The 25,369-nt window shown below is 73.0% G+C and carries 27 protein-coding genes and 1 riboswitch; of the genes, 9 read left to right on the forward strand and 18 right to left on the reverse strand.

Annotated elements, in window-relative coordinates; all coding sequences use genetic code 11:
* Window positions 1-3: 3 nt before the first annotated feature.
* Complete coding sequence (locus ACIRPP_RS00545) at window positions 4-864, reverse strand: helix-turn-helix domain-containing protein (RefSeq protein ID WP_403636706.1); 861 nt, start codon at window positions 862-864, stop codon at window positions 4-6.
* A gap of 209 nt (window positions 865-1,073) precedes the next feature.
* On the opposite strand from ACIRPP_RS00545, the gene ACIRPP_RS00550 reads away from it, so the two are divergent.
* Window positions 1,074-1,532, forward strand: a complete 459-nt coding sequence (locus tag ACIRPP_RS00550; RefSeq protein ID WP_403636708.1) for an ATP-binding protein — start codon at window positions 1,074-1,076, stop codon at window positions 1,530-1,532.
* A gap of 65 nt (window positions 1,533-1,597) precedes the next feature.
* On the opposite strand, the gene ACIRPP_RS00555 is transcribed toward ACIRPP_RS00550, so the two are convergent.
* The 4 genes from ACIRPP_RS00555 to ACIRPP_RS00570 form a co-directional block, all read right to left on the reverse strand.
* Window positions 1,598-2,200: a DUF6328 family protein gene (locus ACIRPP_RS00555; protein ID WP_403636710.1), complete on the reverse strand. Its 603-nt coding sequence runs from the start codon at window positions 2,198-2,200 to the stop codon at window positions 1,598-1,600.
* Between the two features lie 94 nt (window positions 2,201-2,294).
* A complete protein-coding gene (locus tag ACIRPP_RS00560) occupies window positions 2,295-2,768 on the reverse strand; it encodes a C40 family peptidase (RefSeq protein ID WP_164338815.1) in 474 nt (157 codons plus the stop codon).
* A 3-nt stretch (window positions 2,769-2,771) separates the two neighbouring features.
* Window positions 2,772-2,974, reverse strand: a riboswitch (cyclic di-AMP (ydaO/yuaA leader).
* Between the two features lie 346 nt (window positions 2,975-3,320).
* A complete protein-coding gene (locus ACIRPP_RS00565; RefSeq protein ID WP_403636712.1) occupies window positions 3,321-3,629 on the reverse strand; it encodes a hypothetical protein in 309 nt (102 codons plus the stop codon).
* A 7-nt stretch (window positions 3,630-3,636) separates the two neighbouring features.
* Window positions 3,637-4,272: an ATP-dependent Clp protease proteolytic subunit gene (locus tag ACIRPP_RS00570; protein WP_403636714.1), complete on the reverse strand. Its 636-nt coding sequence runs from the start codon at window positions 4,270-4,272 to the stop codon at window positions 3,637-3,639.
* A gap of 68 nt (window positions 4,273-4,340) precedes the next feature.
* Between ACIRPP_RS00570 and ACIRPP_RS00575 the strand changes: the two genes are divergently transcribed.
* Entirely contained in the window at window positions 4,341-4,640 is a 300-nt protein-coding gene (locus ACIRPP_RS00575; protein ID WP_403636716.1) for a type II toxin-antitoxin system Phd/YefM family antitoxin, read from the forward strand.
* A 105-nt stretch (window positions 4,641-4,745) separates the two neighbouring features.
* On the opposite strand, the gene ACIRPP_RS00580 is transcribed toward ACIRPP_RS00575, so the two are convergent.
* Window positions 4,746-5,483: a lysophospholipid acyltransferase family protein gene (locus ACIRPP_RS00580; RefSeq protein ID WP_403636718.1), complete on the reverse strand. Its 738-nt coding sequence runs from the start codon at window positions 5,481-5,483 to the stop codon at window positions 4,746-4,748.
* A gap of 389 nt (window positions 5,484-5,872) precedes the next feature.
* Here ACIRPP_RS00580 and ACIRPP_RS00585 point away from each other — a divergent pair, with 389 nt between their 5' ends.
* Window positions 5,873-6,325, forward strand: coding sequence for an RpiB/LacA/LacB family sugar-phosphate isomerase (locus ACIRPP_RS00585; protein WP_403636719.1), 453 nt, complete (start codon window positions 5,873-5,875; stop codon window positions 6,323-6,325).
* Between the two features lie 62 nt (window positions 6,326-6,387).
* Here ACIRPP_RS00585 and ACIRPP_RS00590 read toward each other — a convergent pair whose 3' ends face one another.
* The 4 genes from ACIRPP_RS00590 to ACIRPP_RS00605 all read right to left on the reverse strand — a co-directional run bounded on the left by ACIRPP_RS00590 (window position 6,388) and on the right by ACIRPP_RS00605 (window position 11,722).
* Window positions 6,388-8,835, reverse strand: a complete 2,448-nt coding sequence (locus ACIRPP_RS00590) for a SpoIIE family protein phosphatase (RefSeq protein WP_403636721.1) — start codon at window positions 8,833-8,835, stop codon at window positions 6,388-6,390.
* 225 nt (window positions 8,836-9,060) lie between these two features.
* Entirely contained in the window at window positions 9,061-10,287 is a 1,227-nt protein-coding gene (gene rocD / locus ACIRPP_RS00595; protein ID WP_403636722.1) for an ornithine--oxo-acid transaminase, read from the reverse strand.
* Window positions 10,284-11,096, reverse strand: coding sequence for a dimethylargininase (ddaH, locus tag ACIRPP_RS00600; protein ID WP_403636724.1), 813 nt, complete (start codon window positions 11,094-11,096; stop codon window positions 10,284-10,286). The genes rocD and ddaH overlap by 4 nt, the downstream gene beginning before the upstream one ends.
* A gap of 113 nt (window positions 11,097-11,209) precedes the next feature.
* Window positions 11,210-11,722, reverse strand: coding sequence for an Lrp/AsnC family transcriptional regulator (locus ACIRPP_RS00605; protein ID WP_403636725.1), 513 nt, complete (start codon window positions 11,720-11,722; stop codon window positions 11,210-11,212).
* Between the two features lie 117 nt (window positions 11,723-11,839).
* On the opposite strand from ACIRPP_RS00605, the gene ACIRPP_RS00610 reads away from it, so the two are divergent.
* From ACIRPP_RS00610 to ACIRPP_RS00625, 4 genes are read left to right on the forward strand one after another with little or no spacing between them, the layout of a single operon-like run.
* Entirely contained in the window at window positions 11,840-12,610 is a 771-nt protein-coding gene (locus ACIRPP_RS00610; protein WP_164345811.1) for a LytTR family DNA-binding domain-containing protein, read from the forward strand.
* Window positions 12,611-12,624: 14 nt separating this feature from the next.
* Window positions 12,625-12,981, forward strand: coding sequence for a hypothetical protein (locus ACIRPP_RS00615; RefSeq protein ID WP_403636726.1), 357 nt, complete (start codon window positions 12,625-12,627; stop codon window positions 12,979-12,981).
* Window positions 12,982-13,000: 19 nt separating this feature from the next.
* Window positions 13,001-14,713, forward strand: a complete 1,713-nt coding sequence (locus ACIRPP_RS00620) for a cation acetate symporter (protein ID WP_403636728.1) — start codon at window positions 13,001-13,003, stop codon at window positions 14,711-14,713.
* On the forward strand, window positions 14,710-15,915 hold the full coding sequence (locus tag ACIRPP_RS00625) for a sensor histidine kinase (RefSeq protein WP_403636729.1): 1,206 nt from the start codon (window positions 14,710-14,712) through the stop codon (window positions 15,913-15,915). Before ACIRPP_RS00620 ends, ACIRPP_RS00625 begins: the two co-directional genes overlap by 4 nt.
* Before the next feature lie 30 nt (window positions 15,916-15,945).
* Here ACIRPP_RS00625 and ACIRPP_RS00630 read toward each other — a convergent pair whose 3' ends face one another.
* The 6 genes from ACIRPP_RS00630 to ACIRPP_RS00655 all read right to left on the reverse strand — a co-directional run bounded on the left by ACIRPP_RS00630 (window position 15,946) and on the right by ACIRPP_RS00655 (window position 22,279).
* A complete protein-coding gene (locus ACIRPP_RS00630; RefSeq protein ID WP_192229406.1) occupies window positions 15,946-16,119 on the reverse strand; it encodes a hypothetical protein in 174 nt (57 codons plus the stop codon).
* Window positions 16,120-16,132: 13 nt separating this feature from the next.
* Complete coding sequence (locus ACIRPP_RS00635; RefSeq protein ID WP_403636731.1) at window positions 16,133-17,878, reverse strand: septum formation family protein; 1,746 nt, start codon at window positions 17,876-17,878, stop codon at window positions 16,133-16,135.
* A 103-nt stretch (window positions 17,879-17,981) separates the two neighbouring features.
* Window positions 17,982-18,932, reverse strand: a complete 951-nt coding sequence (locus tag ACIRPP_RS00640; protein ID WP_403636733.1) for a cytochrome c oxidase assembly protein — start codon at window positions 18,930-18,932, stop codon at window positions 17,982-17,984.
* Window positions 18,933-19,040: 108 nt separating this feature from the next.
* The gene (locus tag ACIRPP_RS00645; protein ID WP_164443049.1) at window positions 19,041-20,066 is read right to left on the reverse strand and encodes a 6-phosphofructokinase; all 1,026 of its coding nucleotides are present in this window, start codon (window positions 20,064-20,066) and stop codon (window positions 19,041-19,043) included.
* A gap of 198 nt (window positions 20,067-20,264) precedes the next feature.
* The gene (locus tag ACIRPP_RS00650; protein ID WP_192229409.1) at window positions 20,265-20,993 is read right to left on the reverse strand and encodes a type 1 glutamine amidotransferase; all 729 of its coding nucleotides are present in this window, start codon (window positions 20,991-20,993) and stop codon (window positions 20,265-20,267) included.
* Between the two features lie 47 nt (window positions 20,994-21,040).
* Window positions 21,041-22,279 (reverse strand): MurT ligase domain-containing protein, encoded by a 1,239-nt coding sequence (locus tag ACIRPP_RS00655; RefSeq protein WP_403636735.1) that lies wholly within the window; start codon window positions 22,277-22,279, stop codon window positions 21,041-21,043.
* A 147-nt stretch (window positions 22,280-22,426) separates the two neighbouring features.
* Here ACIRPP_RS00655 and def point away from each other — a divergent pair, with 147 nt between their 5' ends.
* Window positions 22,427-22,969 (forward strand): peptide deformylase, encoded by a 543-nt coding sequence (gene def / locus ACIRPP_RS00660; protein ID WP_403636737.1) that lies wholly within the window; start codon window positions 22,427-22,429, stop codon window positions 22,967-22,969.
* Between the two features lie 4 nt (window positions 22,970-22,973).
* On the opposite strand, the gene ACIRPP_RS00665 is transcribed toward def, so the two are convergent.
* Entirely contained in the window at window positions 22,974-23,615 is a 642-nt protein-coding gene (locus tag ACIRPP_RS00665) for a TetR family transcriptional regulator (RefSeq protein WP_192229411.1), read from the reverse strand.
* 174 nt (window positions 23,616-23,789) lie between these two features.
* Between ACIRPP_RS00665 and ACIRPP_RS00670 the strand changes: the two genes are divergently transcribed.
* Window positions 23,790-25,016, forward strand: coding sequence for an acyl-CoA dehydrogenase family protein (locus ACIRPP_RS00670; RefSeq protein ID WP_403636738.1), 1,227 nt, complete (start codon window positions 23,790-23,792; stop codon window positions 25,014-25,016).
* A 100-nt stretch (window positions 25,017-25,116) separates the two neighbouring features.
* Here ACIRPP_RS00670 and ACIRPP_RS00675 read toward each other — a convergent pair whose 3' ends face one another.
* Window positions 25,117-25,347, reverse strand: coding sequence for a DUF6213 family protein (locus ACIRPP_RS00675; RefSeq protein WP_164338628.1), 231 nt, complete (start codon window positions 25,345-25,347; stop codon window positions 25,117-25,119).
* Window positions 25,348-25,369: the final 22 nt, after the last annotated feature.

Raw genomic sequence — 25,369 nt, forward strand, 5'->3', positions numbered from 1 at the left:
TCCTTACGCGCCGGCGGCTGTCCCGGCGATGAAATCCAACGAGTCCTCGGGTGAAAGGGCGTGGATCGACAGGGCGTCGAAGGCCTCCAGATACGCCCGGAGGTCTTCTTTCCGCTCCAGATAGAGGCTACTCGTCAAGTGGTCGAGAACCACCACATCCAAGTCGGATGTGCGCGAGAACGAAAAGATGACGAAAGGGCCGGTAACGCCGATGTGCGCCCCGGCGGTGAACGGCAGTACCTGTAACCGGACATGAGGCAGGCGCGCGGCCTCCGTCAGCCGGTTCAGCTGGCGGGCCATCACCCCGGGACCGCCGACCTGACGACGCAGCACCGCCTCGTCCAGCACCGCGGTCAGCTCCAGCGGCTGCTCCCCGAACAGCACGTCCTGCCGGGCCAGCCGCACCTCCACCAGGGTGTCGAGCCGTTCCTCCGACACGCCCTCCAGCGCGGCCCGGGTCACCTCGCGCGCGTACTCCGGGGTCTGCAGCAGGCCCGGCACCACCGTCGTCTCCAGGGTGCGCATCGCGCCGGCCTGCGACTCCAGGCTGATGAAGTCCCGGTAGGTGGGCGGCAGTACCCCGCGGTAGGCGTGCCACCAGTGGTGCCGGCCGTCGGCGTCGCCCGTGCCGGCCAGCACCATCAGCAGGTCCCGCAGCTGGGCGTCGCCCACTCCGTAGGCGTCGAGAAGTAACCGTACGTCGGCCGGTTTCACCCCGCTGGTGCCCGTCTCGATGCGGCTCACCTTGGACTGGTGCCAGCCCACCAGCCCGGCCGCCTCACCGCTGGTGAGTCCGGCCGAGGTGCGCAGCGCACGCAGCTCGGCACCCAGTTTCCGGCGACGCACGACGGGACCGTGCTGCATGGTCTCCCCCTACTCCTTGCGTGCCGCCCAAATACGCTCTCCCGTGGCAGAGTTCACCGCATTGAGCGACAGATATATGCATATCCCGGTGGATCGGCGCCCTTCACCCCGCCGGGGTGGCAGTCTGGCGACGAAGCACCAGTGCGGGACCGTACTCCAACCATCCGCTCCGTGTCGGACCGCGGTCCCGTGGAAAGGGACGACTCGCCATGGCAGACCACCTGGAATCATCCGTCACTCTGCCGAGCGATCCCGCCTCGGTCTCCGCGGCCCGGGCCCATGTGGCGGGCGCCCTGGCGGAGTGGGGCATGCCGGCCGACGCGGAGGTGTCCGACAGCGTCCGGCTGATCGTCTCCGAACTGGCCACCAACGCCGTGCAGCACACCTTCGGGCAGTCCCCGACCTTCCGGGTGGACGTCGGCCTCGTCCGCGACGAGCGGCTGTACGTCGCCGTCACCGACAGCCACCCCAGGTTCCCCCGCAGACTGCCCGCCGCGGTGCAGCAGGACAACGGGCGGGGGCTGGTCATCATCCGGTGGCTGACCGCGGAGTGCGGTGGCCGGCTGAGGATCCGGCCCACGGGTGAGGGCGGCAAGACGGTGTCCGTGGAGATCCCGTGGACCGTACCGGCCGAGCCGGTCCCGGCCGCGGGACAGCAGGAACCCTAGAGGGGGATCCGGGGCACCCCGGGTGACCCGGCGCGCCCGGCCGGGGAGGACGGCCGTGTGGGGGCTCAGCGGTTCCGGGCCGGCCCCGCGCGGCGCGGGGCCGGCGGACGCAGGCCGGACGGCCGCCCGATGGTCTCGCGCAGCGGCGCCGGCCGGGGCGACGGCCCGGGCACGCCCCGGCGGTCGTCCTCGGTACCCGCGCGGCCCACCAGACGGGGGAGCAGACCCCACAGCCCGAGGCAGACCAGAAACGTCCCGCCACCCGAGGCGATGCCCCCGGACCGGCCGGCCGTCACGTCCACCACCAGCATCACCGCCCCGCTGAAGGCGAACGTCAGGACCACGAGACCGCAGGTCGCCAGCCGCGACGAGACCTGCACGATCCGCGGCTTGGCGCCCTGCTGGAACAGCGAGCGGTGCAGCGCCGCCGGCGCCGTGAACAGTGCGGCGGCCAGGACCGCCAGCAGCAGGGTGGTGACGTAGGTGGCGCGCTGCACCGTGTCGAGCGAGGTGAAGCGCGAGGTGAAGGCGAGTGACAGCAGGAAGGCGAAGAGGATCTGCACACCCGTCTGGGTGACCCGCAGTTCCTGGAGGAGCTCGACGAAGTTGCGGTCGGCGCGCTGCAGCGGGGTCTCGCCGCGCGCCGTGCAGGGTGGATGCTCGGCCATCCCGTACCAGTACCCGCACCGGCCGTCCCATGCCTGGCCGGGACGGTCGGGTCCGGTGGGGCGGCAGCCCTCCAAGTGCCGCCGCCCCCGCGGCTCACTTCACCCGGCCGTACCAGACACTGCCGGTCCAGATCTTCTGCAGGCGTACCACGTCCCCGGTCTTCGGGGCGTGCCAGAGCTTGCCCTTCCCGGCGTAGATGCCCACGTGGTAGACGTAGCTGCCCGAGTGGAAGAACACCAGGTCGCCCGCCTTGCGGTTCTTGGCGGAGATGTGGCGGGTCTTGTTGTACTGCTGGGCGGCCGTGCGGGGAAGCTTCTTGCCCGCCTTCTTGAACGCGTACTGCGTGAGCCCCGAGCAGTCGAAGCGGTTCGGGCCGGTGGCCCCCCAGCGGTAGGGCGCGCCCTTCTTGGCGGCGGCGACCTTCAGTGCCTTGGTGGCGGGGCTGGCGGCGGCGGCCTCGGAGGCGACTCCGGGGACCACGATCGAGCCGCCGACGGCGGCGAGGGTGAGGGCCGAGGCCGTGCCGGCCCGGGCCATGAGAGACGGGACACGATTGAGCGCAGACATGCGCAACCCTTCGTCAGCCGCCTGTGAAGGATGACCTGTCGGATTCGGGCTGGCGAAGTTGCCCGGCCGCACGGATGCGGCTTCACCCCAAGGACTGCTCGGACCTGACGGTCCGGCAACCCGTCGTGCTGGGTCCTCCACTCCTGCCGATCCACTCCGTGTCGACCGGTCATCCGGGCGGCGGCAGGACTCGGCGTCCGCCCGGATCGCCCCGCCGCGGCGGCGGGGTCTTGTCGTCAGTCACGGATCTTGACCCATGGCGTGCCCGATATCCCAACGGAACCGGGGGTTTGTGTTGTTACTCACCACTCATCCGTTCGGGTGGACATCCGTACGTCCGGGTCGGCGTCCCGGCCTCCGAGGAGCCCCGGACCAGCGGCGGAATGTCTCATTCCGCCCTGGGGCCGGGCGCGTTGCGCAAGCCGGACGGGCCGGAAAATGGATGTGTGTCTACGCCGCTTGGGGGTAGCCCGTTCAGTCCGTTTCAACTCCCGTCCGGACGCGCCGCCCGAGCGGCCCGCGCGTCCGGACGACGTCCGCTCCCCGCTCCCGTCAACTGCCGGAACGGGGCGGCAGCGTGACCCGTGCGGTGCGACGCTCACCGTCCAGCACGCGCAGGGCCCGCGCGAGGGTGGGGGAGTGCAGTTCGCTCTCGCCCCGACGGTGCATCAGGGCCAGCGCGTCGCGCAGCTCGGCGGCCCTGCCCACCAGCGCCTGGGCGGCCCGCAGTCCGCGGTAGGTGTCGCCGTCCCGGGCCGGGTTGATGCGCCCGATCAGGTCGACGACCTCGAGGTAACGGTCGATCAGCTCCGCCTCCGCGCGGGTCAGTGCGGGCAGCGGCGGCAGTTCGGGGGGCAGCACCGGCCACTCACCTCGTCCCGCGAGCTGTGGGGTGCGTGTCCCTGCGGCCGGGCACGACGGCGTCCGCGAGGCCGTACTCCACCGCCGCCCGCGCGTCGAGGACCAGGTCCCGCTCGATGTCCGACCGCACCTGCTCCGCGCCGCGGCCCGTGTGCCGGACGAGGATGTCCTCCATCCGCGCGCGCACCCGCTCCAGTTCACCGGCCTGGACGACCAGGTCGCTGGTCGGGCCCTCGACCGGTTCCAGCGACGGCTGACGCAGCACCAGGCGCGCCCCGGGCAGCACGAACCGCTTGCCCGGCGTGCCCGCGGCCAGGAGCAGCGCGGCGGCACCCTCCGCCCGGCCGAGGCACACCGTCTCCACGTCGCAGGTGACGAAGCGCAGCGTGTCGTAGAGCACCGACAGGGCGTGGAAGGAGCCGCCCGGGGAGTTCACGTAGAGCGAGATGTCCCGCTCGGGAGCCAGCTGCTCCAGGTACATGAACTGGGCCGTCACGTCGTTCGCGGAGGTTGCGTCGAGCGGGGCTCCGAGGAAGACGATCCGCTGCTCCAGCAGTTTCGCGTACGGATCGGTGGTCCGGTGTCCCGAGGCCGTGCGTTCGGTGAACTCCGGCAGGGCGTGGCGAGCGGACGGCCGGGTCATGGGACCCCCTCCTGGCAGGCTGTGTCTGTAAAAAATGTACAGGACGTACATCGCGTTAGGATGGAGGTATGGCCTACGAGATTCCGGTGACGCAAGCCAGGGCTGAGCTCGCCGACCTGACCAACCGCGTGGTGTACGGCGGTGAGCGCGTCGTCCTGACCCGGCACGGCAAGCCGCTGGCCGCCCTCGTCTCAGCCGATGACCTGCGACGACTCGAGGAACTGGAACAGCGGGCCCAGGCCGCGGAGGCGGCGGGGGAGCAGGTGGTGGTCAGCACGGTGTCCGGCATCCGCGGGACCGCGTCCGCTCCCGGCGAACAGCACCGCTTCGGCATCACCGCGGAGCACCGGGGAACGGCGCCTTCCTGATTCCGGCCCCCGCGCGGGAAGCGGCCCGCGCACCCCGGCCGCCCGGACACGCCGAAGGGGGAGGTGCGACCGGGACCCCGGCCGCACCTCCCCCCGGATGAACGCCTAGCGCTGCGGCAGCCGCCGCGTGCGCCGTTCGCCAGTGGCCTTCCGGACGGCCTTCCGCTCGGCGTCCGCGGCCTTGGCGGCGGCCGCGTACTGGTCGACGTACTCCTGCTCGGAGAGCGTCAGGATCGCGTACATGATCTCGTCGGTGATCGCCCGCAGGATCGCCTTCTCGTTCTCCATGCCCGCGTAGCGTGAGAAGTCCAGGGGCTCGCCGAACCGGATCACCACCGGGTGGATGCGCGGCACCACCCGGCCGGGGGGCTGGGCCTCGAACGTCCCGATCATCGCACACGGGATCACCGGGACACCCGCCTTCAGGGCCATCACCGCGACCCCCACCTTGCCCTTGTAGAGGCGGCCGTCGTGCGAGCGGGTGCCCTCGGGGTAGATGCCGAGCAGCTCCCCCTTGGACAGCACCCCCAGCCCTTCCCGGATCGCCGCCTGGCCGGCCTCCTTGCCCGAGCGGTCCACCGGGATCTGCCCCGCGCTGCGGAAGAAGGACGCCGTGAGCCGGCCCTTGATGCCGGGCCCGGTGAAGTACTCGGCCTTGGCGAGGAAGGTGATGCGCCGCTTGAGCACGGCGGGCATCAGGAAGTGGTCGGAGAACGACAGGTGGTTGCCCGCCACGATCGCGGCACCGGACGACGGCACGTGCTCCAGCCCCTCGATGCGCGGCCGGAACACCAGTCTCAGCAGCGGCCCCAGCAGCACGTACTTGAGCAAGTAGTAGAACAAGGCACGCTCCTCGGCTCCGGCGGGCCGGTGGACCGCCGTTCTCCAGCAGGCCGACCGGCACGTGGCGGGGTGTCAGTCTAGGTCCGGGCAGCACCGCCCGGCACCAGGTCGGACGGAGCGGCGCGCGGCGCCGCCCGCGGGCGGCACGACGCCCGACCACGCCCGTGCCGGTGGGGACTTGTGCGGCTGGGGTGGTCCGCGGGACACACCCTCCTGCCGGACGGGGGCCGACGGCAACCCGCGCGGGCGTGTGTGACCGGATCTTGAGGGTCGCCGCGGGCGCCCGCGCCCCGGGAGCCGGCCCCGGGAGCCGGCCCCGAGCGCCGCCGAGCAGGGCGTCCGTATGCGGGGCGGAGGTACACGGCGGGACAGGCGCTACGCTCGATGGCATGCGGATCTCCGTCTCCTCCGACATGGACGAACCCGTGGCCCGGGCCCTGGTCGCCGCTCTGCGCGAGCGCGGTCACGAGGTGCGCGCGCACGGTGCACTGAGCCCGGGCGACGACCCGCAGTGGGCGGTCTGCTCCGAGGCGGCCGCCCGCGAGGTCGCTGCCGGCACGGCCGACCAGGCCGTGGTCTGCTGCTGGACCGGCACGGGCGCCGCGATCGCCGCGAACAAGGTCCCCGGGGTACGGGCCGCGCTGTGCACGGACGCCTACACGGCGGACGGCGCGCGCCGCTGGAACGACGCCAACGTGCTGGCGCTCAGCCTGCGGCTGACCTCCGAGCCGCTGCTGGGGGAGATCCTCGACGCCTGGTTCGCGGGTGCGCCCAGCGAGGACGCCGAGGACCGGGGGAACGTGCGGCACATCGAGGATCTCGACGGCGCGCGCGCCCACTGACCGGACCCGGACCCGGACCGGACCGGACCCGGACCGTCCCGGGGAGGCCCGGCGGACGGGCCTCAGTCCGCCGGTCCGGTGACCGGCAGCTCGGCCCAGATGATCTTCCCGTGGGGAGCGAAGCGGGTGCCCCACCGCTGGGCCAGCTGGGAGACCAGCAGGAGCCCGCGCCCGCCCTCGTCCATGGCCCGCGGATGGCGCAGGTGCGGCGCCGTCGCCCCGCTGTCGAACACCTCGCAGACCAGCGAGCGCCCCCGGATCAGCCGCAGCCGCACGGGCCCGTCGGTGTACCGGATGGCGTTCGTGACGAGCTCGCTCACCACCAGCTCCGTGGTGAACACCAGGTCCTCCAGCCCCCAGTCGGCCACCTTCGCCGTCGCCGTCCGGCGCGCCTCGGCCACCACGGTCGGCGTCGACGGGAGATCCCACACCGCGACCCGGTCCTCACCGAGCCGCCGGGTGCGCGCCAGCAGCAGCGCCACGTCGTCGAACGGACGGTCGGGAACCAGCGCGTCCACCACGGCCCGGCAGCACACCTCGAGCGAGGACGGGTGCTCCCGCAGCGCCCTGCGCAGCCGGCTCCGGTCGGCCCCGGCCGCCTCCGGGCCGTCGCGGGCCAGCAGACCGTCGGTGTGCAGGGCGAGCACGCTGCCCTCCGCCAGCGACAGCTCCCGCGCCTCGAACGGCGGGCCGCCCACCCCCAGCGGCGGGCCCTGCGGAAGCTCGACGAAGGTGACCGTGCCGTCGGGCGCCAGCACGGCGGGCGCGGGCTGCCCCGCCGCGGCCATCGCACACGTGCCGTCGACCGGGTCGTAGACCACGTACAGACACCCGGAGCCCACCGACTGGTCCGGTGCCCCCTCGGGGTCGGAGCCCTCGTCCCGGGCCACGCTTCCCACCAGGTCGTCCAGGTGCGCCAGCACCTCCTCGGGCGGCAGGTCCAGCGCGGCCAGCGTGCGGACCGCGGTCCGCAGCCGGCCCATGGCCGCGGCGGCGTCGATGCCGTGCCCGGGGACCTCGCCCACGACCAGGGCGACGCGGGCCCCGGACAGCGGGACGAGGTCGTACCAGTCGCCGCCCAGGCCGGTCAGCTCGTCGGCCGGGCGGTAGCAGGCGGACACCTCGACGGCGTCCTGCTCGGGCAGCCGGCGGGGCAGCAGACTGCGCTGCAGCCCGAGGGCCGCGTTCCGCTCACGGGTGTAGCGGCGGGCGTTGTCGACGCAGACCGCGGCGCGGGAGACGAGGTCCTCGGCCAGGTTCAGGTCGTCCGCGTCGAAGGGGTCCTGGCGGCGGCGCCGGTAGAAGGCCGTCAGGCCCAGGGTGGCGCCCCGGGCCCGGATCGGCACGATCATCACGCTCTGCAGGCCCAGCTCCAGGAAGGTGGACTGCGACGCCCCGGAGTTCACCACCCACTCCGTCTCCAGCGGATCGAGCTGCTCCTGGCGCCAGGACCGGCCCGTGGTCAGGGCCCGGGCCGGGGGCGAGTCGGCGCGGTACGCGGCCACCCCGCCGGTCTCCACACCGGGCCGCGGCAGGTCCTCGTACACCGACCGGTGACCCGCCCGGCGCAGTTCGAGCGTGCCGTTCCCGGCTGCCGGCAGGGGCGGCAGCTCGGCGCCCCGCAGCACGGTCTCCAGCAGGTCCACGGTGACGAAGTCCGCGAGGTCGGGGACGGCGACGTCGGCGAGCTCCTGCGCGGTGCGGCCGATGTCGAGGCTGCGCCCGATGTGTTCGCCGGCCCGGTCCAGGAGGGCCAGGCGCTGCCGGGCCCGGTGCCGCTCGGTGATGTCGACGACTGTGTAGTACACCCCCATGGGGCGACCGCGGTCGTCGTCGAGCCGGTTGAACGACAGCATGTGCGCGGTCTCGCGCAGCGGCGCTGACCGCACCCGGCCGACGTGCTCGTAGCCGACGACCGGCTCCCCGGTGCGCAGCACGTGGCGCATCTGCTCCTCGACCGCCTCGGCGTCCATGCCCGGCTGGACGTCGGCGAAGCGCAGACCCAGCCGCCGGTTCGCGGGCCCGCCCCCGAACTGCTCCAGCGCCGGGTTGGACCACACGAAACGCAGGTCGGTGTCCACGATCGCGAGGCCGATGGGCGACCCGGTGACCAGTTGCTCCAGCACCGCCCGGCTCATGTACCAGCCGGTCGAGCCGGTCAGCTCCGACAGCAGGACCAGCAGCGACGCCTCACCGCGCGGTGCCACGATCGTCGTGATCCGCGCCATGAGCCGCACGGACCGGCCGTCGCGGTGCAGGGCCGTCAGCAGGCCGTCCCAGCCGCCCTCCGTCCGGCACCGCTCCACCAGGTCCGGCGCCCGCCGCGCGTCCTCCTCGGACAGCAGCTCGGCCAGCTTGCGGCCGACGGCGCCCTCGGCCGGATACCCCAGCAGCCGCTCGGCCCCGGGCGTCCAGCCCGACACGACGCCGTGCGGATCGGACAGCAGGGGAACGGCGTCGGCCACGTCGAACCCCTGCCGGGTCGCGTCCTGCTCCTCGTCTCCGCCCACGGCCGGCCTCGCTGTCGCTGGGGGTGGTCTGCGACCTCTTGCCCCCCATCTTCACCCCGGGACCGAGTGCGCGGCTCCCCGGAGCGCCCCGCGGGAAGGGCCGGACGGGAGGGACCGGTGGGACGTCCGGGGAGGGACCGGTGGGACGTCCGGGAGGGACCGGCGGGGCACCCGGCGCGGCACCCGTCCGCGCCGGCCGTCCCGCCGGTCCGCCGCACCCGGGCCTCAGGCCCCCGCGCCCAGCACCTTCTCCAGGGTCCCCAGGGCCCCCGCCAGCTCGTCCGACGTGATCGTCAGCGGCGGCGCGAGCCGGATCGTGGAGCCGTGGGTGTCCTTGACCAGGATGCCCTCACGCATGAGGCGCTCACTGACCTCGCGCCCGGTGCCGAGCGCGGGGTCGACGTCCACCCCGGCCCACAGCCCACGGGCCCGGAAGCCGACGACACCCTTGCCGACCAGCGACTCCAGACCGCCCCGCAGCACCACGCCCAGCTCGGCCGCCCGGCGCTGGAACTCGCCCGTCTCCAGCAGTTCCACCACCGCCGTGCCGACCGCCGCCGCCAGCGGGTTGCCGCCGAAGGTCGACCCGTGCTCGCCCGGGTGCAGCACCTGGAGCACCTCGCGGCGGGCGACCACCGCCGACACCGGCACGATGCCGCCGCCGAGGGCCTTGCCCAGCAGCACCATGTCCGGGACGACCGACTCGTGCTCCACGGCCAGGGTCCGGCCCGTGCGGCCCAGGCCCGACTGGATCTCGTCGGCGACGAACAGGCACCCCTTGCGGGTGGTCAGCTCGCGCACCCCGGCCAGGTAGCCGTCGTCCGGGATGATCACGCCGGCCTCGCCCTGGACCGGCTCGATCAGCACGGCCGCCGTGGTCTCGTCGACGGCCTCCTCCAGCGCCGCCAGGTCGTTGTAGGGGACGACGCGAAAGCCCGGCGTGAAGGGGCCGAAGCCGCCGCGGGCCACCTCGTCCGTGGAGAAGCTGACGATGGTCGTCGTCCGGCCGTGGAAGTTGTCCGCCGCCACCACGATCGTGGCCCGGTCGGCCGGTACGCCCTTCACGTCGTAGGCCCACTTGCGGGCCACCTTGACCGCGCTCTCCACCGCCTCCGCGCCGGTGTTCATCGGCAGCACCATGTCGAGCCCGGTCAGCGCCGTCAGCCGCTCCGCGAACTCGGCGAGCCGGTCGTTGTGGAACGCGCGCGAGGTCAGGGTGAGCCGGTCCAGCTGGCGGTGCGCGGCCTCGATCAGCCCCGGGTGCCGGTGGCCGAAGTTGAGGGCCGAGTAACCGGCCAGCATGTCCAGGTAGCGGCGGCCCTCCACGTCCTCCACCCAGGTGCCCTCCGCCCGGGCGACGACCACGGGCAGCGGGTGGTAGTTGTGCGCGAGGACGGGTTCCTCGGCACCGATCAGACCGGCGGACGAACGAGTACGGGCGGCAGTGGTCATGAGCGGATCTCCTGAGTGCAGCACTTGATGCCGCCGCCGGCCTTGTGGAACTCGGACAGGTCGACGGGGACGGGAACGTAACCGCGGTCGGCGAGCCGGCCCGCGAGGGCCGTCGCCCCGGGCGAGATGAACACGTGGCGGCCGTCCGAGACGGAGTTCAGGCCGAAGGCCATCGCGTCCTCGCGGGTGGCGAGCACCGCGTCCGGGTACAGCCGGGCCAGCACCTCGCGGCTGCCGGGCGAGAACGCCTCCGGGTAGTACGCCACGTTCTCGTCGTCCAGCACGAACAGCGCCGTGTCCAGGTGGTAGAAGTACGGGTCCACCAGCGTCAGGCCGATCACCGGCACCCCGAAGTGCTCCTGCACCTCGCGGTGCGCCTCGCGCGTGGTGCGGAATCCGGTGCCGGCCAGGATCCACCGCCCGGCCGGCACGAGGTCGCCCTCGCCCTCGCACACCGACTCCGGGTGGTGCACCTCGTAGCCCTCGGCCTTGAACCACGTCTCGTACGCCGCGGACTCCGGGCGCCGCTCGGGCGCGTGGAACAGGGAACCGAACACACGGCCCTCCACGACGACCGCCGCGTTCGCGGCGAACACCATGTCGGGCAGACCGGGTACGGGCTTCACGTTCTCCACGGTATGGCCGTGGTCCCGGTACGCGGCGACCAGCGACCGCCACTGGCGCTGGGCGAGAGAGACGTCGACGGGACGGTCGGGGTGCATCCACGGGTTGATCGCGTAGCGCACGGCGAAGTGTCTGGGTTCGCAGACGAGGTAGCGCCGCGGGCTCGGCACACGGGAGTCGGACACAGAGGGTTCCCTCCGCTTCCACACGGTGACGATGGGGTGATTCCACGGTATGGAGACCCCTGGGCGGCAGACAAGCGACATCAGCTGCGCGTTCGCGCACGAACGCTGCGTCTTCACCCCTCCTGGCGCACGTCTGCTGCGCCTTCCGGTGCTGGCTGGCTGGCACCCGCCTCCGGACTGTCCGGGATCAGGTGGGACAGCACCATGACGCTGATCGTCTTCCGCACGAACGGCTCGGCACGGATGCGCTCCAGGACCTCCTCGAAGTGCTCCACGTCCCGCGCCCGCACATGCAGCAGCGCGTCCGCGCCACCGGTCACCGTCATCGCCGCGGCGATCTCCGGATGGTTGCGCACCACCTCCGCCAGCCGCCGCGGCGGCGCCGCGCCCTCGCAGTACACCTCCACGTACGCCTCGGTGCGCCAGCCCAGCGCCGACGGCTCCACCGTCGCCGTGAAGCCGGTGATCACCCCGGTCTCCCGCAGCCGGTCCACCCGGCGCTTGACCGCCGTCGACGACAGCCCGACGGCCGCCCCGATCTCGGAGAAGGACGTCCTGGCGTTCGCCATCAGGGCATTGACGATCTTGCGGTCGAGCTCGTCGAACGGCGTGGGCCTGCTGTTCATGGCGGCACTGTATCCAGCGCCACCCGCCGCCCCCGGCAACCGTCCACCACCCTGTCCTGCGGGAACGTCGACCCGGGGGCGTGTCCAGACGTGGCGTTCGGCCCTAGACTCCCGGCCATGCTGCGCGCCCTCGCCGTCGACGACGAACGCCCCTCACTGGAGGAACTGCTCTACCTGCTCAACGCCGACCCCCGGGTCGGCAGCGCCGAGGGCGCCTCGGACGCCACCGAGGCGCTGCGCCGCATCAACCGCGCCCTGGAGTCCGGCCCCGACGGACCCGACGCCATCGACGTCGTCTTCCTGGACATCCAGATGCCGGGCCTGGACGGTCTCGACCTGGCCCGCCTGCTGTCCGGTTTCGCCCGGCCGCCGCTCGTCGTGTTCGTCACCGCCCACGAGGACTTCGCCGTCCGGGCCTTCGAACTCAAGGCCGTGGACTACGTCCTCAAACCCGTCCGCAAGGAACGCCTGGCCGAGGCGGTCCGCCGGATCGCCGAACGGCGCGTCCCCGCCCCGCGCGAGAGCGCCCCGCGCATCCCGGTGCACGAACCCGACCCCGACCACATCGCCGTCGAACTCGGCGGGGTCACCCGCTTCGTGGCCGTGGACGACATCACCCACGTCGAGGCCCAGGGCGACTACGCCCGGCTGCACACCGACCGCGGCAGCCACCTGGTGCGGATCCCGCTGTCCGCCCTCGAGGAGCGCTGGCGCTCGCGCGGCTTCGTCCGCATCCACCGCCGCCACCTGGTCGCCCTCGGCCACATCGGCGAACTCCGGCTGGACGCGGGTACGGTGAGCGTGCTGATCGGCACCGAGGAACTCCAGGTCAGCAGGCGGCACGCCCGCGAACTGCGCGACCTGCTGATGCGCCGGACCGCGGGATAGAGAAGGACGACGCCATGCCCCAGGACCCCACCGAGCGCCGCGTGGTCGTCACCGGACCGCCCCGCCGCGCGCGCCGTGCCTTCGGCTACTACCGCCCGCGCACCGAGATCGACGAGCAGACCACCCTCGGCCACACCTACGTGCGCTCCCTGATGCGCATCCAACTGCGCGCCGGACTCACCGTGTTCGCGGTGCTGATCCTGCTCATCGGGCCGCTGCCGCTGGTCTTCGCCGCCGCCCCCGACGCCGGCCTGGAGTGGGCGGTGCTCGGCTTCGGCCTGTACGCCCCGCTCGTCCTGCTCGCCCGCTGGTACGTGCGCCGCGCCGAACGCAACGAACGCGACTTCGTGCGGCTCGTCGAGGACCGCTGAGACCGGGACCGCCAGTGCCGTGAACTCCAGCTACGCCGTCCCCGCCGTCGCCCTCGTGCTCATCTCGACCGTCCTCGTGGGCGCCTTCGGCCTGCGCATATCCCGCACCACCTCCGACTTCTACGTCGCCTCCCGCACCGTCGGACCCCGCCTCAACGCCGCCGCCATCAGCGGCGAGTACCTGTCCGCCGCGTCCTTCCTCGGCATCGCCGGACTCGTCCTGGTACAGGGCCCGGACATGCTCTGGTACCCGGTCGGCTACACCGCCGGCTACCTCGTGCTGCTGCTGTTCGTCGCCGCCCCGCTGCGCCGCTCCGGCGCCTACACCCTCCCCGACTTCGCCGAGGCCCGGCTGGCCTCCCAGGCGGTGCGCCGGCTGGCCGGGGCGTTCGTCGTCGGCGTCGGCTGGCTCTACCTGCTGCCGCAGCTCCAGGGCGCCGGGCTCACCCTCACCGTGCTGACCGGCGCGCCCGACTGGCTGGGCGGGGTGAGCGTCGCCGTCGTCGTCACCGCCATCGTCGCCGCCGGCGGCATGCGCAGCATCACCTTCGTCCAGGCCTTCCAGTACTGGCTCAAACTCACCGCCCTGCTCGTCCCCGCCCTGTTCCTGGTCCTCGCCTGGCAGGGCGACGGAGCCCCCCGCCACACCTTCGACGAACCGGCGGCCTTCCGCGAGCAGCGCGCCGTCCGGATCGAGGACAGCCTCACCCTCCGGCTCGACGAGCCGCTCAGCGTCACCGTCGACGGCACCGTCGACGGCCGCCGCCACACCGGCGGCGAGGTCACCCTCCCCGCGGGCGCCCACCACATCGCCGCCGGCACCCGCCTCACCTTCGCCGAGGGCGCCGAGGTGCCCTCCGCCGGGCAGGGCGCCGACGACGCCCTCTCGCCGTCCCGGGCCGAGTCCCGTGAGGAACGCCCGCTCTACGCCACGTACGGCCTGATCCTCGCCACGTTCTTCGGGACCATGGGCCTGCCGCACGTCGTGGTGCGCTTCTACACCAGCCCGCACGGCGTCGCCGCCCGCCGCACCACCGTCGCCGTCCTCGGCCTGATCGGCGCCTTCTACCTGCTGCCGCCGCTCTACGGCGCGCTCGGCCGCCTGTACGCGCCCGAGCTCACCCTCACCGGCAACGCGGACGCCGCCGTCCTGCTGCTGCCCGGGCTGATGATCGGGGGAGCGGGCGGCGATCTGCTCGGCGCCCTGGTGGCGGGAGGGGCTTTCGCCGCCTTCCTGTCCACCGCGTCCGGACTGACCATGGCCGTCGCCGGGGTGCTCACCCAGGACGTGCTGCCCTCCCGGGGGGTGCGCCACTTCCGGCTGGGCACGGTACTGGCGATGGCCGTCCCGCTCGCCGGGAGCCTCCTCGTCGGCGGCCTGCCGGTGGCCGACGCCGTGGGTCTGGCCTTCGCCGTGTCGGCCTCGTCGTTCTGTCCCCTGCTGGTCCTCGGCATCTGGTGGCGCCGGCTGACCCCGCCCGGTGCGGCGGCCGGGATGCTGGTGGGCGGCGGCGCCGCCTTCCTGGCGGTCGCCGCGACCATGGCCGGCTACCCGGGCGAGGGCGCCTGGCACGCGCTGCTCGCCTGGCCCGCGCTGTGGTCGGTGCCGCTGGGCTTCCTCACCATGATCCTCGTGTCGCTGGCCACCCCCGGCCGGGTGCCGCCCGGCACGGCGGCCGTCCTGGCCCGCTTCCACCTGCCGGAGGAACTGCGCACGGAGGTGTCCGCATGAGCGGTTTCCTGGCCGGACTGCTGGTCGCCGTGCTGCCGCTGCTGGCCGCCGGCTTCTGGCTCGGCCGGCGCACCGCCCGCCCGGCGGGCCTGGCCGGACTGGGCACCGACGTCGAGCACGCCACCTTCGAGACCCTGCACACCGCCTCCCTGGCCACACCCCCGCTGCGGGCCGGCCTGACCGAGGAGACCGCCCGCAAGTCGGCCCGCAAACTGCGCTCCCTGCTCGGCACGGACGCCCTGTGCCTCACGGACCGCGAACAGGTGCTGGTCTGGGACGGCGTCGGCGCCCACCACCGTGCGGAGATCATGGAACGCCTCGCCGGTCCGCTCGACACCGGCCGCGGAGAGGCGTTCCCGCTGACCTGCGACACGGCCGACTGCACGGCGCGCTGGGCGGTCGTGGCGCCGCTCACCGTCGACGACCGGGTGCACGGCGCCCTGGTCGCCTGCGCGCCACGGGAGTCCGCGGTGCTCGTGCGGGCCGCCGGGGAAGTCGCCCGCTGGGTGTCCGTCCAGCTGGAGCTGGCCGACCTCGACCAGTCCCGCACCCGGCTCATCGAGGCCGAGATCCGGGCCCTGCGGGCGCAGATCTCCCCCCACTTCATCTTCAACTCACTGGCCGTGATCGCCTCGTTCGTGCGCACCGACCCCGAGCGGGCCCGGGAACTGCTCCTGGAGTTCGCCGACTTCACCCGCTACTCGTTCCGCCGGCACGGGGACTTCACCACCCTCGCCGACGAACTGCACGCGATCGACCACTACCTGGCCCTGGTGCGGGCACGCTTCGGCGACCGGCTCTCGGTGACGTTGCAGATCGCCCCCGAGGTGCTGCCGGTCGCGCTGCCCTTCCTGTGCCTCCAGCCCCTGGTGGAGAACGCCGTCAAACACGGCCTGGAGGGCAAGGCCGACAAGTGCCACATCCAGATCACCGCCCAGGACGCCGGCGCCGAGGCCCTCGTGGTGATCGAGGACGACGGCGCCGGAATGGACCCCGGCACACTGCGCCGCATCCTCGCCCACGAGACCGGCTCCACCGGCGGGATCGGCCTGTCCAACGTCGACGACCGGCTCCGGCAGGTCTACGGCGACGACCACGGGCTCGTCATCGAGACCGCCGTGGGGGCCGGCATGAAGATCACCGTACGGCTGCCGAAATACCAGCCCGGGGTCCATTCCGCGGGGCGGCTCGCCCCGAAGTGAACCAAGGAGGTGTGCTGCCACGCGCGGGCCTCAGCTGCGCGTGGCCGCGACTCCGAGGGTGATCACGCCCAGCACGACCCAGCCGAACCACAGCCAGCCGTTGCTGCCGAGCGCCACCGTGTAGGCCGTCACGGCGACCAGGGCGCCGATGGTGAGCGCCCCCATCGTCTTCACCGGAGTGGAACCGTTCGCAGAACCGGGCATCGCGACACCCTCCTCATGGTTCGGTTCCCTCCATGGTGCCCCCGTTGCGCCGCTTCACGGTGCACACGGCGACCTGTGGGCCGGTTTGCCATGATTTGTCGCTGGTCCAGGCCCCGGACACGTAGAGGGACGGGTCGAAGCCGTAGTCACGCGGCGGCACCTCCCGCGCGCAGGCCTCGACGGCCGCCCCCCGCCCGGCCCCCGCGCGAGGGACGTCCTCTTCGCCCAGTCGGGTGAATCCGAGCACCTGTTCCTCGTACCGCCCGCCGCACGGCACCAGCCGGGCCGTCCCGCGGGGTGTCGCGTCCAGGCAGTCCCGGCGCTGCATGGTCGCGGTGTCGGCGAACTCGGTGCCGAACCGGCGGCGGTCGCCCAGCGGGCCGGACACCGGCCCGTGCGCCCCCAGCACCAGACAGGCCGTGCGCCTCCCGGCCGCCTCGAAACCCTCCGCAGGGGGCACGACGGCGACCCAGCGGACGTCGGCCAGCCGCTCGCGGGCCTGCCTGGTCCGTTCCTCGCAGCGCGCCGCACCGTGGTCCCGCGCCTCCTCGGCGGAGGCGGCCTCCACCACGGCCATGACCTGGCCGTCGGGGGCCCGGTCCGCGCAGCTCGGGTCGACGGTGAGCCGGGGCGCGCCGGCGAAGCGGCGGGCCGTGGGCCAGTCGGCCAGCACGCAGTCCCCCTCCCGCAGCGGCTCGGCCAGCCCCACGGCCTCCCCGTAGGGCAGCGCCGCCGGGCCGCCGCCCCCGCCGGTCCGGTCGGCCAGGGCGTACCAGGCCCCGCCCAGCGACAGGGCGAGTCCGAGGCCGCCCGCGAGGAGGGCCCGCAGGGTGTACGGCCGGGGGCGGCGCCGGGCACCGCCCGGCCGGGGCGCGGGGGCGGTGCGGGAACCGGTGACCGGAGTCGTGCGGGAGAGGTCGCCCCAGGGCGGCTCGGACACCGGGTCGGTCCGCGGCCGCAGCTGCGACTCCGAGTGGGGCAGGACGATCCGCTCCAGTTCCGCACCGGCGGCCGTCGCGGTCGTGCGCCGCCGAGGGTCACACACCAGCAGCCCCCGCAGGACGGGCTCCAGCGCGCCGGCCCGCACCGGCGCCCGTGGCTCCGGCCGGGGCGCCGTCCCGGGAGGCGCGTCGAAGGGGTCGCGGCCCTCCACCGCGAAGTACAGCGTGCGCCCCAGGGCGAAGAGATCACCGGCGGGCCCTGGCGGTCCGCCCCCGGCCCGTGCCGACGCGCTCTGCGGTGCGGGCCCCCGGCTGCTCCCGGCGTCCGGCCCGGCGATGCCGTACCCCGCCAGCAGCACCCGCCCGTGGGGCGCGCCGGTGGCGTCCGGGGCGAGCAGGACGTTCGCCGCGCTCACGTCCCCGTGGGTCAGCCCCCGCGCGTGCCCGGCGGTGAGCGCGTCGAGGACGGCCAGACCGATCCGTGCGACCGCCGCCGGGGCCGGCGGTCCGCGCCGGGCGACCAGCTCCCGCAGGTGGACGGCACCGGCCACGTACTCCGTGACGGTCCACCGGCGCCCCCCGTCGTCCAGGACGTCGTGCACCCCGGCCACGTGCGGGTGGCCCCGCAGGACGTCCGCGCAGCGGGGGCCCGCGCCGCCGGGGGCGGCCGGGGCGGCCTCCCTGAGGACGACCTCGACCACGCGCTCGTGGTCGAGCGCCAGCCAGACCCGGCCCCCGGCGCCGCCCAGCCGGTGCAGCAGTTCGTAGCGGCCGGCCACGAACCGGCCCGGTCCGGACGTCCACGCGCGCAGTGACATGACCGCTCCCCCCGGCGGTTGCACCCTGGAGCGTCATGCTACTGACGGAGGGCACCCTTCCGGGCGAATCGGGGCGAAAGTGAAGAGATGTGCGAGACGGGACTCAGCTGCCCCGAGCGTGCAGCGAGGCGAGGTAGGCGTTGTACGCCTCGAGTTCCTTGTCGCCGTCCCGGTCGGCGGCCCGGTCCTTGCGCTTGGCCTGCCGCTGCTCGGAGGCGTACCACTGGAACAGCAGCGCTATCAGCACCAGCACGGACGGTACTTCGCTGAACGCCCAGGCGATGCCGCCGGCCGCGTTCTGGTCCGCGAGCGCGTCGATGCCCAGCGAGGCGGGCGGGTTCTCGTACGTCGAGACCATCGGCGTGGTCGCCATCATCAGGGCGATGCCGAAGAAGGCGTGGAACGGCATGCCCGCGAACAGCTCCAGCATCCGCATGAGGTGGTTCGGCCGGTGCGGGCCGGGGTCCACGCCCATGATCGGCCAGAAGAAGACCAGGCCCACGGCGAGGAAGTGCACCATCATCACGACATGCCCCACCCGGGAGCCCATCAGGAAGTCGAATCCGGGGGTGAAGTACAGCGCGTACAGGCTCGCGATGAACATCGGGATGGTGAACAGCGGGTGGGTGATCACCCGGATGTACCGGCTGTGCAGCAGCATCAGCAGCAGTTCGCGGATGCCCTTGCGGCCCCGTCCGGCCGTCGGCAGGGCGCGCAGCGCCAGCGTGATGGGGGCGCCGAGCAGGATCAGGATCGGCGAGACCATGCTGATCACCATGTGCTGCACCATGTGCACGGTGAACATGACCATGCCGTAGTCGTTGAGCGCGGTGCACATCATCAGCGCGACGCTCAGCACGCCGAGGACGAAGGACACGGTCCGCCCCACCGGCCACTTGTCGCCGCGCCGGGTGAGCCGTACCACGCCCCAGACGTAGAGGGCCAGTCCCAGGGCGCAGGCGACGAGGAAGAACGGGTCCGCCGACCAGGCGAGTCCGCGCCCCAGCGTGAACGGCGGCAGATCCATCGTCATGCCGTGCCCGCTGTGATCCATCCGCCGGCTCCTGTTTCGTGGGGGTTGTGCGCTGTCTGTCCGGACCCAGACTAGAACCGCCCCCGGCCGCGGCTGCGACCGGGGGCGGCTTTCAGCGGCCGCGAGGACCTACAGCACGCACTGCGACTCGGCGTAGCGCTCCTCGGGCACCGTCTTGAGCGTCGCCACCGCCTCGGCCAGCGGCACCGTCACGATGTCCGTCCCGCGCAACGCGGTCATCCGTCCGAACTCGCCCCGGTGCACGGCCTCCACCGCGTGCCAGCCGAACCGGGTGGCCAGCACCCTGTCGTACGCCGTCGGCGTCCCGCCCCGCTGCACGTGACCGAGGATGACCGGGCGGGCCTCCTTGCCGAGGCGCGTCTCGAGTTCGAGGGAGAGCTGTCGCGCGATCCCCGCGAAGCGCTCGTGGCCGTAGACGTCCTTGCCGCCCTCGTCGAAGTCCATCGTCCCGGGGCGGGGCTTGGCGCCCTCGGCGGCCACCACGATGGCGAACCGCTTGCCGGCCGAGAACCGCGCCCCGATCTTCGCGGTCAGCTCGTCGATGTCGAAGGGACGCTCCGGCACCACGATCGCGTGGGCGCCGGCCGCCATGCCGGAGTGCAGCGCGATCCAGCCGGTGTGACGGCCCATGACCTCCACGATCAGCACCCGCTGGTGCGACTCGGCGGTGGTCTTCAACCGGTCCAGGGCCTCGGTCGCCACGCCGACCGCCGTGTCGAAGCCGAAGGTGACGTCCGTGACGGCGATGTCGTTGTCGATGGTCTTCGGCACGCCCACTATCGGCAGGCCGTTGTCCGACAGCAGCCGGGCCGCCTTCAGGGTGCCCTCCCCGCCGATCGGGATGATCGCGTCGAGGCCCAGTTCCTCGACGTGGCCCCGGGCCCGCTCCACGCCGTCCCGCAGGTGCTCCGGACGGACCCGGGAGGAGCCGAGGATGGTGCCGCCGCGGGCCAGGATGCCGCCGACCGCGTCGAGGTCCAGCTTGAGGTAGTCGCATTCCAGGAGGCCCTTCCAGCCGTCCCGGAAACCGATGACCTCGTCGCCGTGGTCGACGACGGCACGGTGCACGACCGACCGGATGACGGCGTTCAGGCCGGGGCAGTCGCCGCCGGACGTGAGGACACCAATGCGCATAGCCCGAAACAACCTTCTCGAGTGGGCCGGGACCGGACCGCGCTGTCCGGCTCGATCCCCGCCACCCTAGCCCCACCGGGGGGCCGCGCCGTAGCACGCGTCCGCCTGCTGGACGACCCCGCTCACCTGTGCGGACCAGCCGTCAGACGGGCCGGTCCGCGACGGTCCGGACCGGGGTGCGAGCAGGCGGACGGCGCCCTACGCGGGCTGCTGCGCGGCGGCGATGCGCTCGTTGCGCAGGGCCTCGTACCAGCGGTCGTCGGTCGGGGGCAGCGCGTTGACGTCGAGCGCCAGCTTCAGCAGCAGGTCCGCGATCTGCGGATTGCGGGCGAGCACCGGGCCGTGCATGTACGTGCCGAACACGGTGTCGTTGAACGCGCCCTCCGTGCCGTCCCCGGTGCCGTTGCCGTTGCCGAAGCGCACCTGGGCGAACGGGCGGGCGGTGGGGCCCAGATGGGTGACGCCCTGGTGGTTCTCGAAGCCGGTCAGCGGGGGCAGCCCCAGCTGCGGGTTGATGTCCGCGAGCACGTCGCCCACGCAGCGTTCGCCCTCACCGCGCACCGACACCACGTCCAGCAGCCCGAGGCCGGGCTCCCGCTGGCCGAGGTCGTTGATGAACTCGTGGCCGAGGATCTGGTAGCCGGCGCAGACGGAGAAGACGATGGCGCCGTTCTCCACCGCCCGGTGCAGTCCGCCGTCCCGGCGCAGCCGCTCCGCCGCGAGCCGCTGCGGCCGGTCCTCGCCGCCGCCGATCAGGTAGATGTCGCCGGAGGTCGGGATCGGCTGGTCGCTGCGCACGTCGAGCCGGGCCACGTCGAGCCCGCGCTGCCGCGCCCGGCGCTCCACCACGAGCACGTTGCCCTGGTCGCCGTAGGTGCTGAGCAGGTCGGGGTAGATCCAGACGACCCGCAGACTGTTGTCGCTCATGAAGTCACTGTCCTTGTGAGTACGTCGTGCGTCGGGGTGCCGGGACGTCAGTTGCCGACGCGACGGCGCAGGTCCTGGAAGGCGGTGTAGTTGGCGATGACCTCGATCCGGCCGGGCGGGCACTGCTGCACCGCCTGGTCGAGGTCCTCGCACACCTGGAACTGCTGGTCGGCGACCTCCAGGCGGACCGCGAGGTCCAGCTTGCGGTCACCGACGACGCAGATCGGGTGGCCCGTCAGCCGGGTGTAGTCGACGTCCCACAGCCAGGAGGTGTCGGTGCCGTCCGCGGAGCGCGCGTTGACGGAGAGGATCACCGGGGTGGGCGGCGGGTCGATGAGCGAGAACGTCTCCAGCCAGCCCGCGGGGTTCTTGGCGAGCAGCAGGCGCAGGTCGCGCCCCTGGAACTGGACGACGTCGTAGCGTCCGGCCACGGCCTGCACCTGGTACATGCGCTCCAGGGCGACCTGCGGCGGCACGCCGAACACGGCCGCGACGGCCGCGGAGCTCGCCGCGTTGGCCTTGTTGGCGCGGCCGGGCAGCTGCAGGTGGATCGGCCACGCGGAGCCGTGCGGGTCCAGGACCTGGTCGCCGGACAGGGCCCAGCTCGGGGTGGGGCGGCGGAAGCCGCACTCGCCGCAGAACCAGTCGTCGCCGGGGCGCTGCATCACACCGCCGCAGGACGGGCAGGACCAGGCGTCGTCCTTCCACATCTGTCCGGCGGCGACCCAGATCACGTTGGGGGAGGAGGACGCCGCCCACACCACGAGCGGGTCGTCGGCGTTGGCGACGATGACGGCCTTGGAGCCGGCCAGCCCCTCGCGCCAGTTCTCCGCGAGCATCCGGGTCTCGGCGGCGCGGTCGAGCTGGTCGCGGGAGAGGTTGAGCAGCGCGATGCACTTCGGGTCGGTGGCCTGGGCGACGCCGACGAGGTACTTCTCGTCGACCTCGATGACACCGAAGCGGGACTCCGCGCCGGCCGCGAGGGCCGAGGTGATGCCGGCCGGCATGTTGGCGCCGAGGGCGTTGGAGACGACCGGGCCGGCCGCCTTGAGCGCCTCGGCGATGAGCCGCGTGGTGGTGGTCTTGCCGTTGGTCGCCGAGACGAGGGTGACGTCCAGGTGCTGGGCGAGCCGGGCGAGCAGGTCGGGGTCGAGTTTCAGTGCCACCCGGCCACCGATCACCGAACCGCTGCCGCGCCCGGCGGCGCGTGATGCGGCCGCGACCGCCTTGCCGGCGGTCACGGCCAGCTTGGCCCGCGGCGTGAGCGGGTCCGAGTTGCCTGCCATCAGTTCTCGATCCTCCTTGCGTACGCGCCGCGCCGGTGGGGGACGGTCACGTGGTGTGGGCCTCAGCCTATCGAGAGCGCTTCGCACTCCAGAACCGCGGCACCGTGGTGGGACGGACGTTGCCGCAAGGACCGTACCCTTGCCGCCATGCGACACGGTTCCATCCCCGGCGTCCGCGGACGTGTGCGGCCCCTGACCCTGTTCGGCGACCCGGTGCTGCACGCCCCGTGCCGCGAGGTCACCGACTTCGGTCCCGAACTGGCCCGCCTGGTGGAGGACTTGTTCGCGACGATGTACGCGGCCCAGGGCGTGGGCCTGGCCGCGAACCAGATCGGCGAACCGCTGCGGGTCTTCGTCTACGACTGTCCTGACGACGAGGACGTCCGGCACCTGGGGCACGTGGTGAACCCGCGCCTGGTCGAGACGGACGGTGTGGTGCTGCGCGGCCCGGAGGGGTGTCTGTCCCTGCCGGGCCTGGAGGCGGGCACCGAGCGTCACGACCACGCGGTCGTCGAGGGGTTCACGGTGACCGGCGAGCCGGTCACCGTCCACGGCAGCGGGTTCTTCGCCCGCTGCCTGCAGCACGAGTGCGACCACCTGGACGGCCGCGTCTACGCCGACCGTCTGACGGGGTGGCGCCGGCGCCGGCTGCTGCGGCAGGCCGCCCGGGCCGCCTGGGGCCGGCGCTGAGGCGTCAGAAGCCGGGGCCGCCGACCCGGTCGCCGGCCTCCGCCAGCCTGCCCCACAGCAGATCGGCCAGTCCGGCCACCAACTCGGCCCGCGTGCAGGGCCGTTCGCCGAGCCACCAGTCACCGGCCGCGTGCATCATGCCGACGATGCCGTGGCCCCAGACGCGGGCCAGCTGGTGACTGGCCGGACCGAGGTCGAGCCGCTCCTCGATGACCTGGGCGAGTTCCTCGCCCATCCGGCGCAGCAGGGGCGCCGAGTGCTTGCCGACGTCGAAGCCCTGGTCGCCCGGGGATCCCTCCGCCGGGTGCATGAGGAACCGGTACACCTGCGGGCGCAGCTCGATCGCCGCGAGGTAGGTGTCCAGGGTGGCCTCGACCCGCTCGCGGCGGTCGGCCGGGGCGTCCAGCGCGGCCCGCAGCGAGTCGAGCAGCGCGTCGGTGTGCCGCTTGGCCAGGGCCGCGTACAGTCCTCCCTTGTCACCGAAGTGCCGGTAGAGGATCGGCTTGGTGATGCCGGCCTCGGCGGCGATGGCGTTCATCGAGGCGCCCGGGCCGTCGCGCAGCACCACCCGGTCGGCGGCCTCCAGCAGCTCGCGCCGGCGGCGGTCGGCGGACCGCTGCTGGTCGGTCCGCTGTGTGGTGTCCATGATGTGCTCTCCCCACCCGTGCTGATTCGGTGACGCCTGCGCAAACTAGCACTGACGGCGTCCGGTCCTCCGAACGGGATATGAGGGGTCCGGAGGAGTTGACTTTCCCTACCGACCGGTAACAGACTGCGGTTACCGCAAGTAACATGCACGTGTGCCGCCGCTGGAGGAGTCATGGCCGAGTTCACCATGGAGCTCAACGACGAACAGAAGGAGGTGCGGGACTGGCTGCACGGCTTCGCCGCCGATGTCATCCGCCCCGCCGCCGCCGAATGGGACGAGCGTGAGGAGACTCCCTGGCCGGTCATCCAGGAGGCCGCCAAGGTCGGCATCTACTCCCTCGACTTCTACGCCCAGCAGTACTTCGACGCAACCGGCCTCGGCATCCCCATGGCGATGGAGGAGCTGTTCTGGGGCGACGCGGGCATCGCCCTGTCGATCGTCGGCACCGGCCTCGCCGCCGTCGGCGTCCTCGCCAACGGCACCGAGGAGCAGATCGGCACCTGGATCCCCCAGATGTACGGCGACGTCAACGATGTCAAGGTGGCCGCCTTCTGCTCCTCCGAGCCCGACGCCGGCTCCGACGTCGCCTCGATGCGCACGCGCGCGGTCTACGACGAGGTCAAGGACGAGTGGGTGCTCAACGGCACCAAGACCTGGGCCACCAACGGCGGCATCGCCAACGTCCACGTCGTCGTCGCGGTCGTCGACCCGGACCTCGGCTCCAAGGGCCACGCCTCCTTCATCGTCCCGCCGGGCACCCCGGGCCTGGCCCAGGGCCAGAAGTTCAAGAAGCACGGCATCCGCGCCTCGCACACCGCCGAGGTGATCCTCGACAACGTGCGGATCCCCGGCTCCTGCCTGCTCGGCGGCAAGGAGAAGCTGGACGAGCGGCTCGCCCGCGCCCGCGAGAAGGCCCGCAAGGGCGGCGACCGGGTCAAGAACGCCGCCATGGCCACCTTCGAGGCGTCCCGCCCCGCGGTCGGCGCCATGGCCGTCGGCACCGCGCGCGCCGCCTACGAGGTCGCCCTGGACTACGCCACCACGCGTGAGCAGTTCGGCCGCCCGATCATCGACAACCAGGGCGTCGCCTTCCAGCTCGCCGACATGCGCACCCAGATCGACGCCGCCCGCCTGCTGGTGTGGCGGGCCTCCTGGATGGCCGTCAACGGCAAGCCGTTCACGGCCGCGGAGGGGTCCATGTCCAAGCTGTACGCCAGCGAGACCGCCAAGAAGGTCACCGCCCAGGCGATCCAGATCCTCGGCGGCAACGGCTACACGCGCGAGTACCCGGTCGAGCGGATGCACAGGGATGCCGCCATTTACACCATCTTCGAGGGCACCAGCGAGATCCAGCGCCTGGTGATCGCCCGCACCCTGTCGGGCATGCCCATCCGCTGACCCGGCCCGGACACGGACGACCCGGCGGTGCGGACAGCACCACCGGGTCGTTCCCCGTGCGTGTGCCGGGCCCGTGCGGCCCGGCGGCGGCGAAGGACGGTCAGCTCCCGCTGCTGTGCGCGATGCAGGCCACGTCGATGCGGTCGGCCAGCTTCGCCAGCTCGATGGTGAGCGCCGCGACGGTGTCCTCGTCCAGCTTCTGCTCCCCGGACTCCACCAGGCGCAGCCACCGCCCGCCCACCGTGCGGAGCAGCTTGCTGACGTCGGCCGCGGCCACCTGCAGGGTTCCGCTGTCGTCGACGATCAGAGGCAGAGTCACTTCGCGGTTCACAGAGCGGATCGTAGTCGCGGAA

The organism is Streptomyces sp. NPDC101219, from assembly GCF_044767675.1.
Taxonomy (GTDB): domain Bacteria; phylum Actinomycetota; class Actinomycetes; order Streptomycetales; family Streptomycetaceae; genus Streptomyces.

Coding starts and splice junctions, on each gene's coding strand:
- ACIRPP_RS00555 (WP_403636710.1), bottom strand. CDS start 2,200: ATGGCCGAGCATCCACCCTGCACGGCGCGCGGCGAGACCCCGCTGCAG.
- ACIRPP_RS00670 (WP_403636738.1), top strand. CDS start 23,790: ATGGCCGAGTTCACCATGGAGCTCAACGACGAACAGAAGGAGGTGCGG.
- ACIRPP_RS00610 (WP_164345811.1), top strand. CDS start 11,840: ATGCTGCGCGCCCTCGCCGTCGACGACGAACGCCCCTCACTGGAGGAA.
- ACIRPP_RS00630 (WP_192229406.1), bottom strand. CDS start 16,119: ATGCCCGGTTCTGCGAACGGTTCCACTCCGGTGAAGACGATGGGGGCG.
- rocD (WP_403636722.1), bottom strand. CDS start 10,287: ATGACCACTGCCGCCCGTACTCGTTCGTCCGCCGGTCTGATCGGTGCC.
- ACIRPP_RS00625 (WP_403636729.1), top strand. CDS start 14,710: ATGAGCGGTTTCCTGGCCGGACTGCTGGTCGCCGTGCTGCCGCTGCTG.
- ACIRPP_RS00575 (WP_403636716.1), top strand. CDS start 4,341: ATGGCCTACGAGATTCCGGTGACGCAAGCCAGGGCTGAGCTCGCCGAC.
- ACIRPP_RS00615 (WP_403636726.1), top strand. CDS start 12,625: ATGCCCCAGGACCCCACCGAGCGCCGCGTGGTCGTCACCGGACCGCCC.
- ACIRPP_RS00645 (WP_164443049.1), bottom strand. CDS start 20,066: ATGCGCATTGGTGTCCTCACGTCCGGCGGCGACTGCCCCGGCCTGAAC.
- ACIRPP_RS00635 (WP_403636731.1), bottom strand. CDS start 17,878: ATGTCACTGCGCGCGTGGACGTCCGGACCGGGCCGGTTCGTGGCCGGC.
- ACIRPP_RS00640 (WP_403636733.1), bottom strand. CDS start 18,932: ATGGATCACAGCGGGCACGGCATGACGATGGATCTGCCGCCGTTCACG.
- ACIRPP_RS00550 (WP_403636708.1), top strand. CDS start 1,074: ATGGCAGACCACCTGGAATCATCCGTCACTCTGCCGAGCGATCCCGCC.
- ACIRPP_RS00585 (WP_403636719.1), top strand. CDS start 5,873: ATGCGGATCTCCGTCTCCTCCGACATGGACGAACCCGTGGCCCGGGCC.
- ACIRPP_RS00605 (WP_403636725.1), bottom strand. CDS start 11,722: ATGAACAGCAGGCCCACGCCGTTCGACGAGCTCGACCGCAAGATCGTC.
- def (WP_403636737.1), top strand. CDS start 22,427: ATGCGACACGGTTCCATCCCCGGCGTCCGCGGACGTGTGCGGCCCCTG.
- ACIRPP_RS00560 (WP_164338815.1), bottom strand. CDS start 2,768: ATGTCTGCGCTCAATCGTGTCCCGTCTCTCATGGCCCGGGCCGGCACG.
- ACIRPP_RS00650 (WP_192229409.1), bottom strand. CDS start 20,993: ATGAGCGACAACAGTCTGCGGGTCGTCTGGATCTACCCCGACCTGCTC.
- ACIRPP_RS00655 (WP_403636735.1), bottom strand. CDS start 22,279: ATGGCAGGCAACTCGGACCCGCTCACGCCGCGGGCCAAGCTGGCCGTG.
- ACIRPP_RS00545 (WP_403636706.1), bottom strand. CDS start 864: ATGCAGCACGGTCCCGTCGTGCGTCGCCGGAAACTGGGTGCCGAGCTG.
- ACIRPP_RS00665 (WP_192229411.1), bottom strand. CDS start 23,615: ATGGACACCACACAGCGGACCGACCAGCAGCGGTCCGCCGACCGCCGC.
- ACIRPP_RS00570 (WP_403636714.1), bottom strand. CDS start 4,272: ATGACCCGGCCGTCCGCTCGCCACGCCCTGCCGGAGTTCACCGAACGC.